The sequence below is a fragment of the Vibrio sp. D420a genome (assembly GCF_030248625.1).
In the GTDB taxonomy this organism is placed as follows: Bacteria; Pseudomonadota; Gammaproteobacteria; order Enterobacterales; family Vibrionaceae; genus Vibrio; species Vibrio fortis_A.
The window spans coordinates 202,736-218,360 of the sequence record NZ_JAHGAN010000017.1; the positions used below are offsets into that span (position 1 = coordinate 202,736).

Genomic DNA, 15,625 nt, shown 5'->3' on the forward strand with positions numbered 1-15,625 from the left:
GTAATGTTGAAATGACTTAATATCTACATGCCGACACAAAATTTATTTGACCAAACGTTCTTGTCTTAGCTCTTCCACCAGCTCAGGTAGCGGCTTCGGACGACCGATAATGTAGCCTTGTGCGTAGTTAACCCCAAGCTCGATGAGCTTATCGATGATCTGAGTGTTCTCAACAAACTCCGCCACCGTATATTTACCCATCTGTTTAGCGAGATCGTTAATCGAGCGCACCATAACATGGTCCATTTCGTTGACATCAATATCACGCACAAACAGGCCATCAATTTTCACGATATCAACCGGTAACTTCTTCAAATAGCCAAATGAAGACAAGCCCGAGCCAAAATCATCCAGAGCGATCATACAACCTAGCTCTTTCAATTGTGTAAACAGCTCGATTGCCTGATTCATATTACTCATCGCCGCAGTCTCAGTGATCTCTAAGCAGATCTTGTCGCACGGCACTGCAGACTGTTCTAGGCTATCAATCAAGAACTCAACAAACTCGCGATTACCCATTGAGTGGCCAGAAAGGTTAATCGAGCACATCCCTAATTCATCAATCACACCATGGTTCTCTTCCAACCAAGCAAGAGTTTGACTCACCACCTGGCGGTCAATCAGATGAGCGATGTTGTAGCGCTCAGATGCCGGCATAAAGATCCCCGGAGAGATGTACTCACCATTGTGATTCTTGATTCGTACTAGTATCTCGAAGTGCATCAAATCGCTTTGTTTATCTAAACCAAGGATTCGCTGGGCAAACAGCTCGATGCGATCATGAGCCAGTGCCTCGTGTACCAAGTTGACACACTCCATCTCTAAATGACGACGACGCAGATCTTCATCGTCTTGATGGTAAAGGTTGTAGCGGTTTCTTCCCTCTTCTTTGGCAGCATGACAGGCCGCATCCGCTTGAGCGTGCACCATCTGTGGAGAAGCCGCCGTATGGTCAATCAAACGAATACCGATCGAACAGGTAAGGTTGAGCTGAATATCATCCCAAAGGAAGGCATTGTCACCCATCATTGCGATAATGCTGCGACACACGTTGACCGCATCTCGCTCAGTACAGTCTTTTAGTAGTACCGCAAATTCATCTCCGCCCATGCGCGCGAGTACCGCATTGTAAGGCAACACGTTCTCAAGCAAGCCGGCACTGAACAGAATCGCCGCATCGCCCGCTTCATGGCCTGCGGTGTCATTGAGCACCTTCAATTGATCTAAGTCGAGGAACAACATAGCGTGAGTGCGCATATGACTTTCAACCTCTTTCAAAGCCTTCTGCAGTTCTTGCTCAAAGTGGTTGCGGTTGAAGGTATGAGTCAATAAGTCGTAACGTGCTTGGTACTCTAACTGCTCTGCCAGTTCGTGGGTTTCGGTGATGTCTTCACCAACAATAAGCAGCTGATTTGAATCCACCAGCGGTCTAATGTTTTCACGAATCCAGATCTTACTGCCATCAGCATGGCGATATTGGATATCACGACGCCATACCCCACGCGACTTATGCTGAGGTTGAAGGAGGATTTGACGCGGAATCATGGCATTTCGGTCGACGTAAAACTCACGCGGGCGATGACCAAGTAGCTCGCTTAACGGGTAACCCAATAGCTCTTCAGCAAATTGGTTGACCTGCTGAATGCGGTTGTTTTCATCCAACGTAATCATCATTACGGGTTGCTTGTCGTAATAGAGCTTAAGGTTCGCCTCACGTTGGAATAGCTTGTTTTCAGCGAGCTTTCTCGAGGTCACATCACGTGCTTCAAACAGGAATTGCAACTCACTGGATTCGCTATCCGGCATTGGCTTAAGTGATATATCGAGTACCAGTACTCCTCTATCGCGGCACCACACCTCAGCTTCGAAACGCAGAGACGTATAAGACTGCGCCTCCATGAAGTACTTTTTAAGAGACTCGCTCGCTGCGTCTTCCCAGTGCTGGTGCTGATAGATAGGCGTGCCGACTTGATAACCTTGATTATAGAACAGCTCATGCAGCTTACTGTTGCTCGAGAGCAGAACCCCATCGCGATCGATGATGCCCATAAACTGTAAGCTCTGGTCGAAGATAGACTCCAGCAGAATCTGACTTTTGCGGCTATCACGCTCGCTCTTTTTTAGACGATTCAGGTAGTAAACCAAGGTTACGATCACGCAGCCCATCGCCAGAAACAACAAACCTAGAGTGCGAATCTCATCTTGGTAACGTTCAAAGAAGGGTTGAGGTTTATTGTAAAAGGTCGCCGACAGGTCGCTATATTCGCCAAGGTCCCAGCGATTAAGTTGCTGGTAATCGAGCTTAATCTCAGCTGCACCCTCAACCACTGGTGGTAACTCCTGATCAGGGTTGGCAAGCATACGACGTAGAGTGAGCCCAGTTTCCCGCCCTTGGCTCAGACCACTCTGTATCACGCCACCAATCGCACCAAAACCTAAGCCAAGGTCATGCACCATATAGATTGGCATCTTGGTCAGTTTGTTCAGCTCACGCCAGTCATCGTCATTGCTGACATTGCCTTTCTCATCTCGATAGTAAACCCAAAACAGTAAGCTTTTGCTCATATCAGCTTGCTGAGCAAAGTTCACCAATTCACGATACGAACGAGGTTGATAGTGTTCAATAAAGGAGGCGTGTTGTGGATACTGTTCCAAATGGCGATCCACCTGTGCACGAACCGCTTCTCCCGTGACTGAGAAATCTGAAACGATATAGATCTTGTTCGCCATCGGCTGTAAGCGCTGGATCAGAGTGATATTGCTATTGAGGTCAATGTCTTCGGTTATCCCTGTCGCATTGAGACCTTCTGTCATCGAGGGTGAATAGTTGTTGATACCACCAAACACGACCGGAGTACCATTGAGCTCTGGGGCGAGTCGTTTCATTAAATTGAGGGCGTTGTTGTCACTGACTATAACAGCGGAGAACTCCTCATTGGCAAGCTTAGTACGGTAGAGCTGATAGAGTTTATCGAAGTACTCTTCGCTTTGAGCGCGCTTACTGTCTAAGTAAACCACGCGGTAGGGAATATCATCACGATCAAGCTCTGTGGCCAGCCCTTTTTGAAAATTATCTGTCCAGAAAAAGCCTTGGTGGTAGGAGTGAACAACCAATACATCTTTTGATTGAGCAGAAACCCAAAAGCTCCAAATCAAAAGAATAAAAAATAACGAAAATCGCACTAAGCTCACCCTAACAACATACTTGCTGCTAATATTATCACCCTTGGCTATGATGTGTACTCTAGCTATTAAACTTTCAACCAATTCACGAGGTTTGCATGCCGACTTCAACCGCTCGTCTTGATGATCTAGATCGCGCCATTCTTAAAACCTTAATGGAAGACGCTCGCACGCCTTATGCCGAAATGGCGAAGCAGTTTGATGTCAGCCCTGCGACGATTCACGTGCGCATTGAGAAGATGAAATCGGCAGAAGTCATTGAAGGTACAGAGGTAGTGGTGAACACCAAAAAGCTTGGCTACGACGTATGCTGCTTTATCGGTATCAACCTCAATGCCGCAAAAGACTACCACTCTGCGATTGCTAAACTAAACGCGCTCGATGAGGTGGTCGAGGCCTACTACACCACAGGCGCTTACAACATCTTTGTAAAACTGATGTGTAAATCCATTGAAGAGCTGCAATACGTGCTGATTGATAAGCTGCAGGCGATTGACGAGGTGCAATCAACCGAGACGCTGATCTCGCTGCAAAACCCAATCAATCGCAATGTGAACCCATAATAGGTTGGTATATAGATACAAAAAGAGCCTCACAAAGAGGCTCTTTTTACATTCTGACCAGCACAATATTAAGCGCTGATACCTGCGTGACGCAGCATCGCATCAATTTGTGGCTCACGACCACGGAAGCGCTTAAATAGCTCCATAGGTTCTTCACTGCCACCCATCTCAAGGATGTTGTTTAGGAAGCGTTTACCCGTTTCAGTATTGAAGATGCCTTCCTCTTCAAATGCAGAGAATGCATCTGATGACAATACTTCAGCCCAAAGATAGCTGTAGTAACCCGCACTGTAACCACCAGCAAAGATATGGCTAAAGCTGTGAGAGAAACGGTTCCACTCTAGGCTTGGCAGTACCGCAACCTTAGACTTCACATCTGCCAGTGTTTCAAGCACACGTGCGCCCACTTCTGGGTCATACGTCGTGTGAAGCGTAAAGTCGAATAGACCGAACTCTAGCTGACGCAGAATGAACATCGCCGATTGGAAGTTCTTCGCCGCTAGCATCTTCTCTAGCATCTCTTTTGGTAGCGCTTCACCTGTCTCGTAGTGACCCGAGATAAAGGCTAGCGCCTCTTCTTCCCAGCACCAGTTTTCTAGGAACTGACTTGGCAGCTCAACCGCATCCCAAGGCACACCGTTGATACCAGAAACCGCACCTGCCTCAACTTGAGTCAGCATGTGGTGAATACCGTGGCCAAATTCGTGGAACAGAGTCACCACTTCATCATGAGTAAACAGTGCTGGCTTATCACCAACTGGTTTGTTGAAGTTACACGTTAGGTAAGCCACTGGGGTTTGCAGTTCGCCAGCTTGAGTAATTCGACGACCACGGCAGTCATCCATCCACGCACCACCGCGTTTGTGCTCACGTGCGTACAAGTCTAAGTAGAAGCTGCCACGCAGTGTTTCATTCGCATCAAATATGTCGAAGAAGCGCACCGACTCATGCCAAGTATCCACGCCTTCACGCTCTTTTACCGTCATACCAAACACACGGCTTAGTACTTCAAATAGACCAGAGACAGCTTTTGATTCTGGGAAGTAAGGGCGCAGCTCTTCATCCGAGATCTCAAATAAATGCTGCTTCTGTTTTTCGCTGTAGTAAGCGATGTCCCACAGTTCGAGTTCAGATACACCAAACTCTTTCTCTGCGAACTGACGTAACTCTTCCACTTCACGCTCACCTTGAGGTTTTGCTTTCACCGCTAGGTCGTTCAAAAAGCCCAGTACCTGATCCGGCGTCTCTGCCATCTTGGTTGCCAGAGATTTCTCGCTGTAGGTACCAAAACCAAGCATACGTGCAATTTCATGACGTAGCTTAAGTTGCTCGGTGATGATCTCACTGTTATCCCATGTACCTGCATTTGGACCACGGTCTGATGCGCGAGTCACGTACGCTTCATATAGCTCTTGGCGCAGTGCTTGATTATCACAGTAGGTCATCACAGGTAGGTAAGATGGAATATCTAGGGTAAGAAGGTAGCCTTCTTGTTCTTTCGCTTCTGCGGCGGCTTTCGCTGCAGCTAATGCAGATTCCGGCATGCCAGCAAGCTCTGCAACGTCAGTGATCTGCTTGCTCCAACCCATGGTCGCATCAAGTACATTGTTTGAGAACTGCGAACCCAGCTCAGACATGCGCTTGCTGATCTCACCGTAACGATGCTGCTCATCAGCTGGTAGGCCAATACCCGACAGTTCGAAATCACGCAGCGCATCGGTAATGGTTTTCTTCTGAGCTTGGCTCAATGATGCAAATTCATCGCTCGCCTTGATCGCTTTATATGCCTCAAACAAGCCTTTGTGTTGACCAACCCAAGTACCGTACTCAGAAAGCAGCGGCAAGCAACTCTCGTAAGCTTCACGCAGTTCATCGCTGTTCACGACAGAGTTCATATGGCTCACTGGTGACCAAATGCGGCTAAGGCGGTCGTCCACCTCTTCAATTGGAGCCACTAGGTTATCCCAGCTTGGTGAGGTATTACCTTCAAGTACTTGTTCTATCTTATTGCGACACTCTTCAATCACTGTCTCTACCGCTGGTTTAACGTGCGCAGGGGTGATCTGTGAAAACGGTGGTAGGTCCGTGAAGGTTAATAGCGGGTTAGACATATAAACATTCCTTTGGCTTGGAGACTTGCGTCTTTAAGTAATTGGGTCGTCTTACAGTATTGAGTTCAATCGAATCATAATTACATGCGAATAGTTATTAAATAGTGTCCATAACCGCAAATTTCAATAGTAGAACCAATAACTAACCGTTCACCCTCACGACGACACACACATTTTGGGAAGAATTTCTTGGCTAGTGCGGTATATAATGGAGACAGAATACCCACCGACACCAACCACACTCTATAGCGAGAGTGTTACGAGAGTTTAATTTGTTAAGTTATCGCCACAGCTTCCACGCGGGTAACCATGCCGATGTGGTTAAGCATATTGTACAAAGCCTTATTCTTAATTCCTTGAAGCAGAAGGACAAACCTTTTGTCTATCACGATACCCACTCTGGTGTTGGTCGCTACGACTTAACTCACGAATGGTCAGAAAAGACCGGCGAATACAAACAAGGTATCGCAAGAGTTTGGGATCAAAAGCAGATTCCAGAAGAGATTCAAAGCTACCTAGACGCTATCGCAACCCTCAACAACGGTGAAAAGCTGCGTTACTACCCAGGTTCACCGCGTGTTGCACGTGCTCACCTACGTCAACAAGATCGTATGGTACTGACTGAGCTTCACCCAGCCGATCACCCACTGCTTGAACAAGAGTTCCACCGCGATCGCCAAGTCTCTATCTACAAAGAAGATGGCTTCAAGCGACTTAAAGGCAGCCTGCCACCAAAAGAGCGTCGTGGTCTGGTTCTAATAGATCCACCTTATGAGCTAGCGAAAGAGTATCGTGACGTCGTAAACGCCATCTTCCAAAGCCATAAACGCTGGGCTACGGGCATTTACGCGATCTGGTACCCAGTGGTGAACCGCTGTGATATCGAAGACATGATCGAAGGGCTAGAAGGTCTTGGCATTCGCAAGATTCTGCAAATTGAACTCGGCGTATCCCCAGACACCAATGAACGCGGTATGACAGCTTCGGGCATGATCGTGATTAACCCGCCTTGGAAACTGGAAAGCCAGATGAAAGAGATTCTACCGTTCCTAAAAGACGCGATTGCGCCAGCAACTGGCCATTGGAAAGTCGACTGGATTGTTCCTGAATAAATCATCTTGAATTTATTCAAATAGAATCAAAACATAAAAGTGCAGCGAACCTCTCGCTGCACTTTTTCTTTATTAAAAGATAACTTTTTTCATCTCAACTTCGTCTTTTCTCACCGACCCTCGTCTTAAGGGTGTAGGTAAACCAATTCTTAGAGTGAGAAAGACCCCATGATTAAAGTTATCAGCTTCAAAATTTGCCCATTTGTTCAACGTGTTACTGCAGCGCTAGAAGCAAAACAGATCCCCTACGAGATTGAATACATCAGCTTGAAAGACAAACCACAATGGTTCCTGGATATCTCGCCAAACGGCCAAGTACCAGTGATGGTGACTGAGTCAGGCACGGCACTGTTTGAGTCAGATGCGATCATTGAGTACATCGAGGATGAATTTGGTCCACTAGAGCAAGGCGTGACTAACGAACAACGCGCATTAGACCGTGCATGGAGCTACCTAGGTTCTAAACACTACTTGGCACAGTGCGGCACCATGAGCAGCAAAAACCAAGCAACGTTTGAAGAGCGTGCAGAGAAGCTGATTAAGGCGTTCCACAAAGCCGAGAATCAACTGTCCGGTAACACCAAGTTCTTCAAATCAGATGAGATGAGCAATGTTGATATGGCGTGGCTACCTCTGCTGCACCGTGCAGCGATCGTGAAAGCACACTCTGGCTACGACTTCTTCTGTGGTTTACCGAAGATGCAGGCGTGGCAGAAGAACGTTCTAGAGTCGGGGTTAGTCGAAAAAACCGTTTCCGAAGATTTCGTTAAGCTGTTTAGCGACTTCTACCTAACCAACACCTATCTCGCTGATGGTAAAGACGTGCAAGCTCAGACCGGATGTGGTTCAAGCAGCTGCTGTGGCTAAATTTCTCATCCAATTCAACAAAGCGGAGCGATGTCTTATTCCGCTTTGTTGCTGTCTCATCGCTATTTGTCATAAGCAATGTCACTTTTTCCCATTTAGTAAATTGCTAGACTCGATTTATGATAGCAGCATAGGATAGATAACAATTCATGTTGATAGCGTTGAGTTCACTCAGACGCACCCCAATGTAATTGTTATCAACAAAATTAATAAGCTCTTGGAGAAAGTAATGGCGACTCATTTTGATTATATCTGTATCGGCGGTGGTTCTGGCGGTATCGCATCAGCAAACCGTGCAGCAATGTACGGCGCAAAGGTTGCACTTATCGAAGCGCAAGACCTAGGCGGCACATGTGTAAACGTTGGCTGTGTTCCTAAAAAGGTGATGTGGCACGGTGCTCAAGTTGCAGAAGCGATGAACCTATACGCAGAAGACTACGGCTTCGATGTAGATGTAAAAGGCTTCGACTGGAGCAAACTGGTTGAGAGCCGCCAAGCTTATATTGGTCGTATCCACCAATCTTACGATCGTGTTCTAGGCAACAACAAAGTCAACGTAATTAAAGGCTTTGCTAAATTTGTTGACGAGAAAACGGTTGAAGTAAACGGTGAACACTACACAGCAGATCACATCCTGATCGCAGTAGGTGGTCGTCCTACGATTCCAAACATTCCAGGCGCTGAATACGGTATTGATTCAAATGGCTTCTTCGAGCTTGCTGAGCAACCAAAACGCGTTGCGGTTATCGGCGCTGGTTACATCGCAGTTGAGATTGCTGGCGTTCTACACGCACTCGGCACAGAAACACACCTATTCTGCCGTAAAGAGTCTCCACTACGTAGCTTTGACCCAATGATCATCGAGACGCTAGTAGAGGTGATGGACGCAGAAGGCCCAACGCTACACACTCACTCTGTACCAAAAGAAGTGGTTAAAGAGGCAGATGGTAGCCTAACTCTGCACCTAGAAAACGGTGAGAGCCAAAATGTTGATACCCTAATCTGGGCTATCGGTCGTCACCCAGCAACTGACGCTATCAACCTAGCATCAACGGGCGTTGAAACGAACGATCGCGGCTACATCAAGGTAGACGAGTACCAAACAACTAACGTTCCTGGCATCTACTGTGTAGGTGACATCATGGAAGGTGGTATCGAGCTAACGCCAGTGGCCGTTAAAGCGGGTCGTCAACTTTCTGAGCGCCTATTCAACGGTAAAACCAACGCGAAGATGGACTACGATCTTGTTCCTACTGTTGTATTCAGCCACCCACCAATCGGCACCATTGGTCTAACGACTCAAGAAGCTGAAGAGAAGTACGGCAAAGACAACATCAAGGTTTACACGTCTGGCTTCACTGCAATGTACACAGCAGTAACCAAACACCGTCAACCTTGTAAGATGAAGCTAGTATGTGCTGGCGAAGAAGAAACTGTAGTTGGTCTACACGGCATCGGTTTCACTGTTGACGAGATGATTCAAGGCTTCGGCGTAGCAATGAAGATGGGCGCAACCAAAGCAGACTTCGACTCTGTTGTGGCTATACACCCTACTGGTTCGGAAGAGTTCGTTACTATGACAGGTTAGTGTAGAAAGCATACCCCTACACATTTGACCCTCTGGAAATAACGATCAATACTGGTCAGGCATACTTGTGTGCATGACCAGTTTTTTATTTTCAGGAGTAACTAAATGGCCCAACTAGTTTATTCAGACGATGTTTATACAGAAACAGAGATTGAGTGGAATAAAGATGGTCAACCTGTATATACACCAAAAGGCAAAAACTTAGGGTCATTACCCACGCTCTTCAACAGCGAGGGTAAATTTGTTGAGGTGGTAAACAGCTACTTCTTTGATCTGAAAGCCGTCAAAAAATTAAAAGACACTAATTCAAACTCTCGCGCACTATTAAAATACTGGTCTTTCTTAGAGGAAACGAACCTGAATTGGGATCATTTTCCTCCAATCAAACGCTTAAAACCAACCTACCTTTTTCGCAGTTACTTACTCACAGAGGTACAAGAAAGCCGCCTGAGTCAAAGTACCGCCAATACCTACATCAATCATGTGAAAAGCTTCTATCTCTGGGCTATGCATGAGGGCATCCTACGTATTGAAAACGAAAAACAAGCACCGTTCAAAATTGAGATAGTTCAAGTACAAAACACAGGCATGTTAGCTCACATCAAGCCAACTTTCTCTGTTGATACCAGCGACTTGCGCATACGGGTTGCCAAGGATAGTCAAAGTAAGAATGTACGCCCACTTTCTCCATTAAGTAGGGAGTCTCTGACATTGGTTGCTAGCCATCTACCAAAGGTGTCTGAGGAATTTAAATTACAATGCCTATTGGCCGCTCAAGCAGGACTTCGTATTCAAGAAGTCAGTACATTCACCGTTAAAGCGCTAAATTCAGCCACTCCTATTGCAGAAAGCTCACATCGTTATGAAGTTCCCATTGGGCCATCAACGGGGGTTGATACTAAATACGGGAAAGAGCGGTACGTAGAGATATCGATTGAGCTTCTTACTTCACTTCAAAACTACCTCATAAGTGAACGCCGACTAAAACGGCTGAATAAACTTAATGACAATCTGGTCGCGATAGAGAATGGCGAACTCATACTCAAAAAGGAAAAACTCAACGCATTTAAGCGTTGTGAGCGTTTTGAACCATTCTTTATTAGTGAGCAAGGCAATCCCGTCGATAAAACAGTCATTGGCGCAAGATGGACGGATTTACGTAATCTTATTCGCACTCAAGACCTTACTTTCAATCACCGCTTTCACGACTTGAGAGCCACTTATGGCACTTATCGGCTCAATGACCTACTGGAAGCTGGGTTACAAGCCTGTGAAGCACTAGAGTTGCTTATGGGCTGGATGGGTCACAATAACGAAAGTACGACATGGAAATACCTCCGCTACCTCAAGCGTAAAGAGGTATTCAAAGAAAAGTTTGCCTTGCTCGATTCCATTATGCACGAAGTGCTAGGGGGTATTGATGAGTAATATTCAGTACCTCCACGGCTGGGAAAAAGACTTATGCCTCACACTAGATTCAGGCAGAAACTGTGATTTCAATCGTTTGCTGTATTTAGCCGTTCCTAGCACCAAAGCTCTTCAGTCGGGTAAGTTCACGCCATCTGCTGAGCGCGATGACTTCGTTATCCAACTAAAGACGCGTTTTGATGAAAAAATAAGCGAGGGAGATAGCCAAGAAACCTTACTCGACCTCTTTCAAAAAACTCGCCATTACCTTGAATGGTGTGACGAGCAACATTGTAAGGCTTTCAATCAGGCCTCATTGGAAGGATATACCAAACACCTTCATCAACGGACAATGCGCAGGGAGACAAAAAACACTCACTATGCATCCATTCGTTCAGGGTTAACCAGAGTATTTAATCTACTTGACCTTCCCACCCAGTGGTTTCATAACGTTGTCAGTCTACCAAAAAATGACAGTGAACCATTCGAAGCCTACAGCCAGAGTGATTTAAAGCAGTTGCTTCCCTTTTTACGAGCACTCTTCAAACAAACATCGGCTCAATTCTTAGCTACACCGAAAAAGCATATGGAGGCTCATCAAGCTTCCCCAACCATGAGTTTTCATTGGCAAGGGCAAACCTATCAGCTATGTGGTGCAGTCAGTAAAATGATGGCTAGCGCCACGTATTTGCTTTCTTATTACACCTATTCAAATGCCAGTGTGCTGTTTAGTTTACCTCGCCCCAACACCGTCAGCACCACCACTCAAGATGTGTGGTATACCATGCCAGCATTTAAGCGCAGGGCGTTTAAGTTAATTCACATTGAAATGGGTAAACACACACTCGATATCCCCAAATATTCCATGCAATTTTTCGATACCTTGCTGGCAGTATCAAGGGAAATCGACAACTCTGATGACTCGCTATTATTACAGACATGCGTTTTCAACAAGGCAAGCCCTATAAGTTCTAGATTGCTTGTTGATTTTCATTCAAAGTGGCTTGCTAAACACTTTTCATTTATTGACCAACGAGGCAGAAAGCTACGCCCTGTCATTTCTCGCTTTAGAGAAACAGGCAGCCAACTTACGCGGCACTTTCAGGGTGATATTGCACAAAATATCACGCTTGATAACAGTGAGTCTGTTCGTAGAAGACACTACTCAACAGGCAATCGACATGAGAATCAAGGCATGACCCAAGATGCTGCACTCTTAAGGCAGCAACAGGCAACAGATAAGAGTTCTGCTAAAGACGCACAAAAAGCATTGCAAATAGAAGTACTGACGATAGAGCTGTCACAAAAAGCCGATATACCTCAACTCAGTCGAACACCGAACGGGGGGAGCTGTGCTGATCCATTCGGTGAGAAATCTAAAAAATTCAACCGAAAAGCCAGTCAGCACAAGTTATCACATGGAGAAAAACTAGCCTGTGCAGAGCTGCTGGAATGCTTTGGCTGCCCTGCACAGGTTATTGTGCAATCGGTTACTGATATCTGGTGTTTGCTGTCGTTTAAAGAGTCCATAGAGGAATCACTCTATCTACACCTTGATGCTCATCATTACCGACAGAACTTTGAGAACACTGTCCAGTTTATCGAAGCTAACATTCTTCCTCGATTAAATAAATCCATTGTCAAACAAGCAGAGAATCGACTCAATGAAGAAGGGCGTCATCCTGCATGGCAGGAAGCTGAGTCGATTATCCCGTTAGTAAAAGCCAATAAGGATATATCACAATGAGTCAATCTATTCAGTACCCATCAGATTATCCTGAAGCTGCAAAAACACAGACTGTAGATGTGGTGGCATTGGTCGAAAGTGGCGATTGGAACACGCTAAATAAAGTTGTTATTTGCCAAGACCGTGACAGCAACGTTGTTGCTAGATTTGGTGATATGCACTGGGATATGTCCCCTTACAAACGGAAAGAAAGTGATAGAGCTAGCTTTGACTTTGAAGCCTTTTCATCATCCCCATCTCTGCTATTAGAACTAAAACTAATCGTATACGGTTGGCTTTTCTTCAAATCGAGTCGAACAAGCCAAGCATCAACACTTAGCACATTAACTGTACGTTTAGTTCAGCTAAAAACTGTGTATCACTTTTTAGCTAGCATTAACAAACATTCCCTCTCTGCGCTCAGTGATAGTAAAAAGTGGGCTGCTTTTGAGGATGCGTTAATCCAAAAAGATTACAGCAAAAATAATCTAGAGAAGATTTTTGTTGCAATCAATAGCGTATTGCGCCTCGAACCTTGGCTTAATAAGAGACTGGGTATTGATGAAATAAATTCAGTAACTCTAGCGGCTAAGTTAAGTGACAAGGAAGCCCAACAAACCATAGTTATCCCAGAGCGAATCGGGGATGCAATTTTTGGAAAAGCCATCGAATTAGTTGAGGATGCCTACCCTTATCGTGAAGAAATCGCACATATGGAATACAGCCTACAAACCAATTACCTAGCAGGAAAGAGCGCTGTTGATAAAAAAATCGACTCAGGCAGATTGCAATGGCTTATTGATGCTGAGGGTAACATCACAAACACGGCCAGATACGCTCAAGAAATAAATAAACACGAACCCCAAAAAAAGAGTGACATTATTAAGACTGACCTTGGGGCGATTAACGAACTATCTAGCATACGAAATGGTACTGATTTCAAGCGTTATTACAGTCAATTGATAACCGCTTGTTATATCTGCTGTGGAGCATTTTCAGGGATGCGTGATTCAGAGCTAGGGGAACTAACACCTAAAAGCTATTACCGTGAACACTTTGACAATCGTGACTACCACATGCTGCAATCACGAACCTTCAAACTGGGAGATAAACGTGAAACATGGGTCGCTGCGCCTATTGCAGAAAAAGCTATTGCACTGGCGGCAACGTTAACCAAGCATTGGAGAATTGCCCTTAAAGAAGTAAATATTCTCTATAACAACACGTTGTGGGTGAATCATACTGCTCGATCTAAGCCACCTATCGTAATTGATGACTGGAATGGTCGTCTACAACGCTTTTGTCAGCAGTTTGATATCACTGTGAATGAGTCTGATTATCAAGAATGCGTAGAATCAAATCCTCAGTCTAAAGATAAAATAGAAAAATACATTAAGGTGGGCCAGCCATGGCGTTTAACGACCCATCAATTTCGTCGCTCTTTAGCGTTCTATACGATTAAGCATCGCTTAGGGACAACACTATCGCTCAAACAGCAATTCAAACACCTATATCTATCCATGACCGAGTGGTATACCAATGGTGGAAGACTTGCGAGTTTGAAGCTATTAAAAATAGATAGTGAACTGCAAACAACACTAAATAATGCCAACGATGAGTACACTGCAAATAAGATTTTCAACATGGTGCATTCAGAGCAAAAGCTTTCAGGCTCACACGGGAAAGCTATCGTCAAAATGCGCGATGAGATTCCTCACATCTATAGCTCATGGAACGTGATTTATGCGGCTGTGAAAAATAAGACGCTCACCCTCCATGGCACGGCACATACCTATTGTAAAAATGGATACAACTGCGATATGGACGGTGTGGTAAACCCTGCATTTTGTGTCGATTGCAGTAGTGGCAGTAGCATCATTGATGAAGACAACGCTAAATGGTGGCAGAAAAGACATAAAGCACTCACCACCTACCTTGCCAGAGATATGGACGTATCTCCAAGCGAGTATAGTCATTACATCACGCAAATACGGGCGGCGGAAATAGTTATGAAAGACTTTGGTATGCCGTTCCCCGCATACGAGCACCCAATAGAGGTTGTTGAGCTATGAGTAAAAAAGAAAACACTTTAATCGCCTTAGAAACAGCCTTGGAGCGTATTATTCAAGGCAATCCCAAACGCATCCCGAACACTCGCAAGCTCAGTGTTCGCGCCGTAGAAGAAGAAGCCAACTTAGGTAATGGTAGTGGTTACTACTACCCTGATTTTGTGGTAAAGGTGAAGCAAGCAAAAGCGGATATTGCTAAAGTTCAGGGCAAAACAGTGCGCCCTGATATAGATAGCGTTCGTGAAAAGCTCAATGACCAAAAGCGTATCAAAGAAGGTTACAAAGAAAAAAACGCAGCTTTAAAAAATACCTTATCTCAGTTTGCAACGCAGCAGCATCATTTAAATGATGCTCTAAGAAAGGCTTTAGTTAGAGTTGATGAACTAGAGAATGAAAATGCGGAATTACGAGATGCCCTAGCTAAAGCAAAACGCAGTCAAGTAACAAGCATAAAGTAGAGCTAATTCGGTCTGCTCCGCTATAGAGCCAGTCCTTCTGGCTGGCTCAGTTTCAATTTATAGTACGAAAAGTGTAACTCAAAAACCTTACATCGAATTAACAACAAACGCCTATCAGCTCTAATTCTTTACTATCTGGTTCCAGTTCAAATATCTCAAAAAGATGGTTATTTAACGTAATAACGCAGCTTTTCATATCAAGCAGGCACTTCTAGTACGAACTTACCCTAATAGTATTTACCACCAACACCATGTATGGCCCGACTACAGGAAAAATCACATTAGAAAGTTGCACGATTTCACTGTGAGCATTCTGATCAGAGAGAGGTGAAGAGTTCCAATCTCAAAGTAAGAAGCTGTGTCTAACCTCGTTACTCACCCACAAAAATCCAACTAACCAATTGAAACTAATTGAACATTTATCTACCTAGTAGCATAGTGGCTTGACACGCAATACTCGAAGCAGCTTTCGAAAGATTATGCAAGCTCCTTCAACCCCATTGCCATACATTTCATAAATCGCATTCTCAATAAATTTGAG

The 15,625-nt window shown here is 45.1% G+C and carries 10 protein-coding genes; 8 read left to right on the plus strand and 2 right to left on the minus strand.

What is annotated here, in order from left to right:
• Window positions 1-42 precede the first annotated feature (42 nt).
• Complete coding sequence (locus tag KI743_RS13230; protein WP_373417833.1) at window positions 43-3,183, minus strand: EAL domain-containing protein; 3,141 nt, start codon at window positions 3,181-3,183, stop codon at window positions 43-45.
• A gap of 98 nt (window positions 3,184-3,281) precedes the next feature.
• Here KI743_RS13230 and asnC point away from each other — a divergent pair, with 98 nt between their 5' ends.
• Entirely contained in the window at window positions 3,282-3,746 is a 465-nt protein-coding gene (gene asnC / locus KI743_RS13235; protein ID WP_032551043.1) for a transcriptional regulator AsnC, read from the plus strand.
• A gap of 68 nt (window positions 3,747-3,814) precedes the next feature.
• Here the strand turns inward: asnC and prlC are convergent, their stop codons facing one another.
• Window positions 3,815-5,857 carry an oligopeptidase A gene (gene prlC / locus KI743_RS13240; protein WP_285466775.1) on the minus strand — a complete coding sequence of 681 codons (2,043 nt, stop codon included), beginning with the start codon at window positions 5,855-5,857 and terminating at the stop codon, window positions 3,815-3,817.
• Window positions 5,858-6,129: 272 nt separating this feature from the next.
• Between prlC and KI743_RS13245 the strand changes: the two genes are divergently transcribed.
• The 7 genes from KI743_RS13245 (at window position 6,130) to KI743_RS13275 (ending at window position 15,084) form a co-directional block, all read left to right on the plus strand.
• Window positions 6,130-6,969 carry a 23S rRNA (adenine(2030)-N(6))-methyltransferase RlmJ gene (locus KI743_RS13245; RefSeq protein WP_239842174.1) on the plus strand — a complete coding sequence of 280 codons (840 nt, stop codon included), beginning with the start codon at window positions 6,130-6,132 and terminating at the stop codon, window positions 6,967-6,969.
• Window positions 6,970-7,137: 168 nt separating this feature from the next.
• Window positions 7,138-7,836, plus strand: coding sequence for a glutathione S-transferase family protein (locus KI743_RS13250; protein WP_150896059.1), 699 nt, complete (start codon window positions 7,138-7,140; stop codon window positions 7,834-7,836).
• A 229-nt stretch (window positions 7,837-8,065) separates the two neighbouring features.
• A complete protein-coding gene (gene gorA, locus KI743_RS13255) occupies window positions 8,066-9,424 on the plus strand; it encodes a glutathione-disulfide reductase (RefSeq protein ID WP_285466776.1) in 1,359 nt (452 codons plus the stop codon).
• 105 nt (window positions 9,425-9,529) lie between these two features.
• On the plus strand, window positions 9,530-10,852 hold the full coding sequence (locus KI743_RS13260) for a site-specific integrase (protein ID WP_285466777.1): 1,323 nt from the start codon (window positions 9,530-9,532) through the stop codon (window positions 10,850-10,852).
• Window positions 10,845-12,578, plus strand: a complete 1,734-nt coding sequence (locus KI743_RS13265; RefSeq protein WP_285466778.1) for a hypothetical protein — start codon at window positions 10,845-10,847, stop codon at window positions 12,576-12,578. The genes KI743_RS13260 and KI743_RS13265 overlap by 8 nt, the downstream gene beginning before the upstream one ends.
• On the plus strand, window positions 12,575-14,629 hold the full coding sequence (locus KI743_RS13270) for a hypothetical protein (RefSeq protein ID WP_285466779.1): 2,055 nt from the start codon (window positions 12,575-12,577) through the stop codon (window positions 14,627-14,629). Before KI743_RS13265 ends, KI743_RS13270 begins: the two co-directional genes overlap by 4 nt.
• Window positions 14,626-15,084, plus strand: a complete 459-nt coding sequence (locus KI743_RS13275) for a hypothetical protein (RefSeq protein WP_285466780.1) — start codon at window positions 14,626-14,628, stop codon at window positions 15,082-15,084. Before KI743_RS13270 ends, KI743_RS13275 begins: the two co-directional genes overlap by 4 nt.
• Window positions 15,085-15,625: the final 541 nt, after the last annotated feature.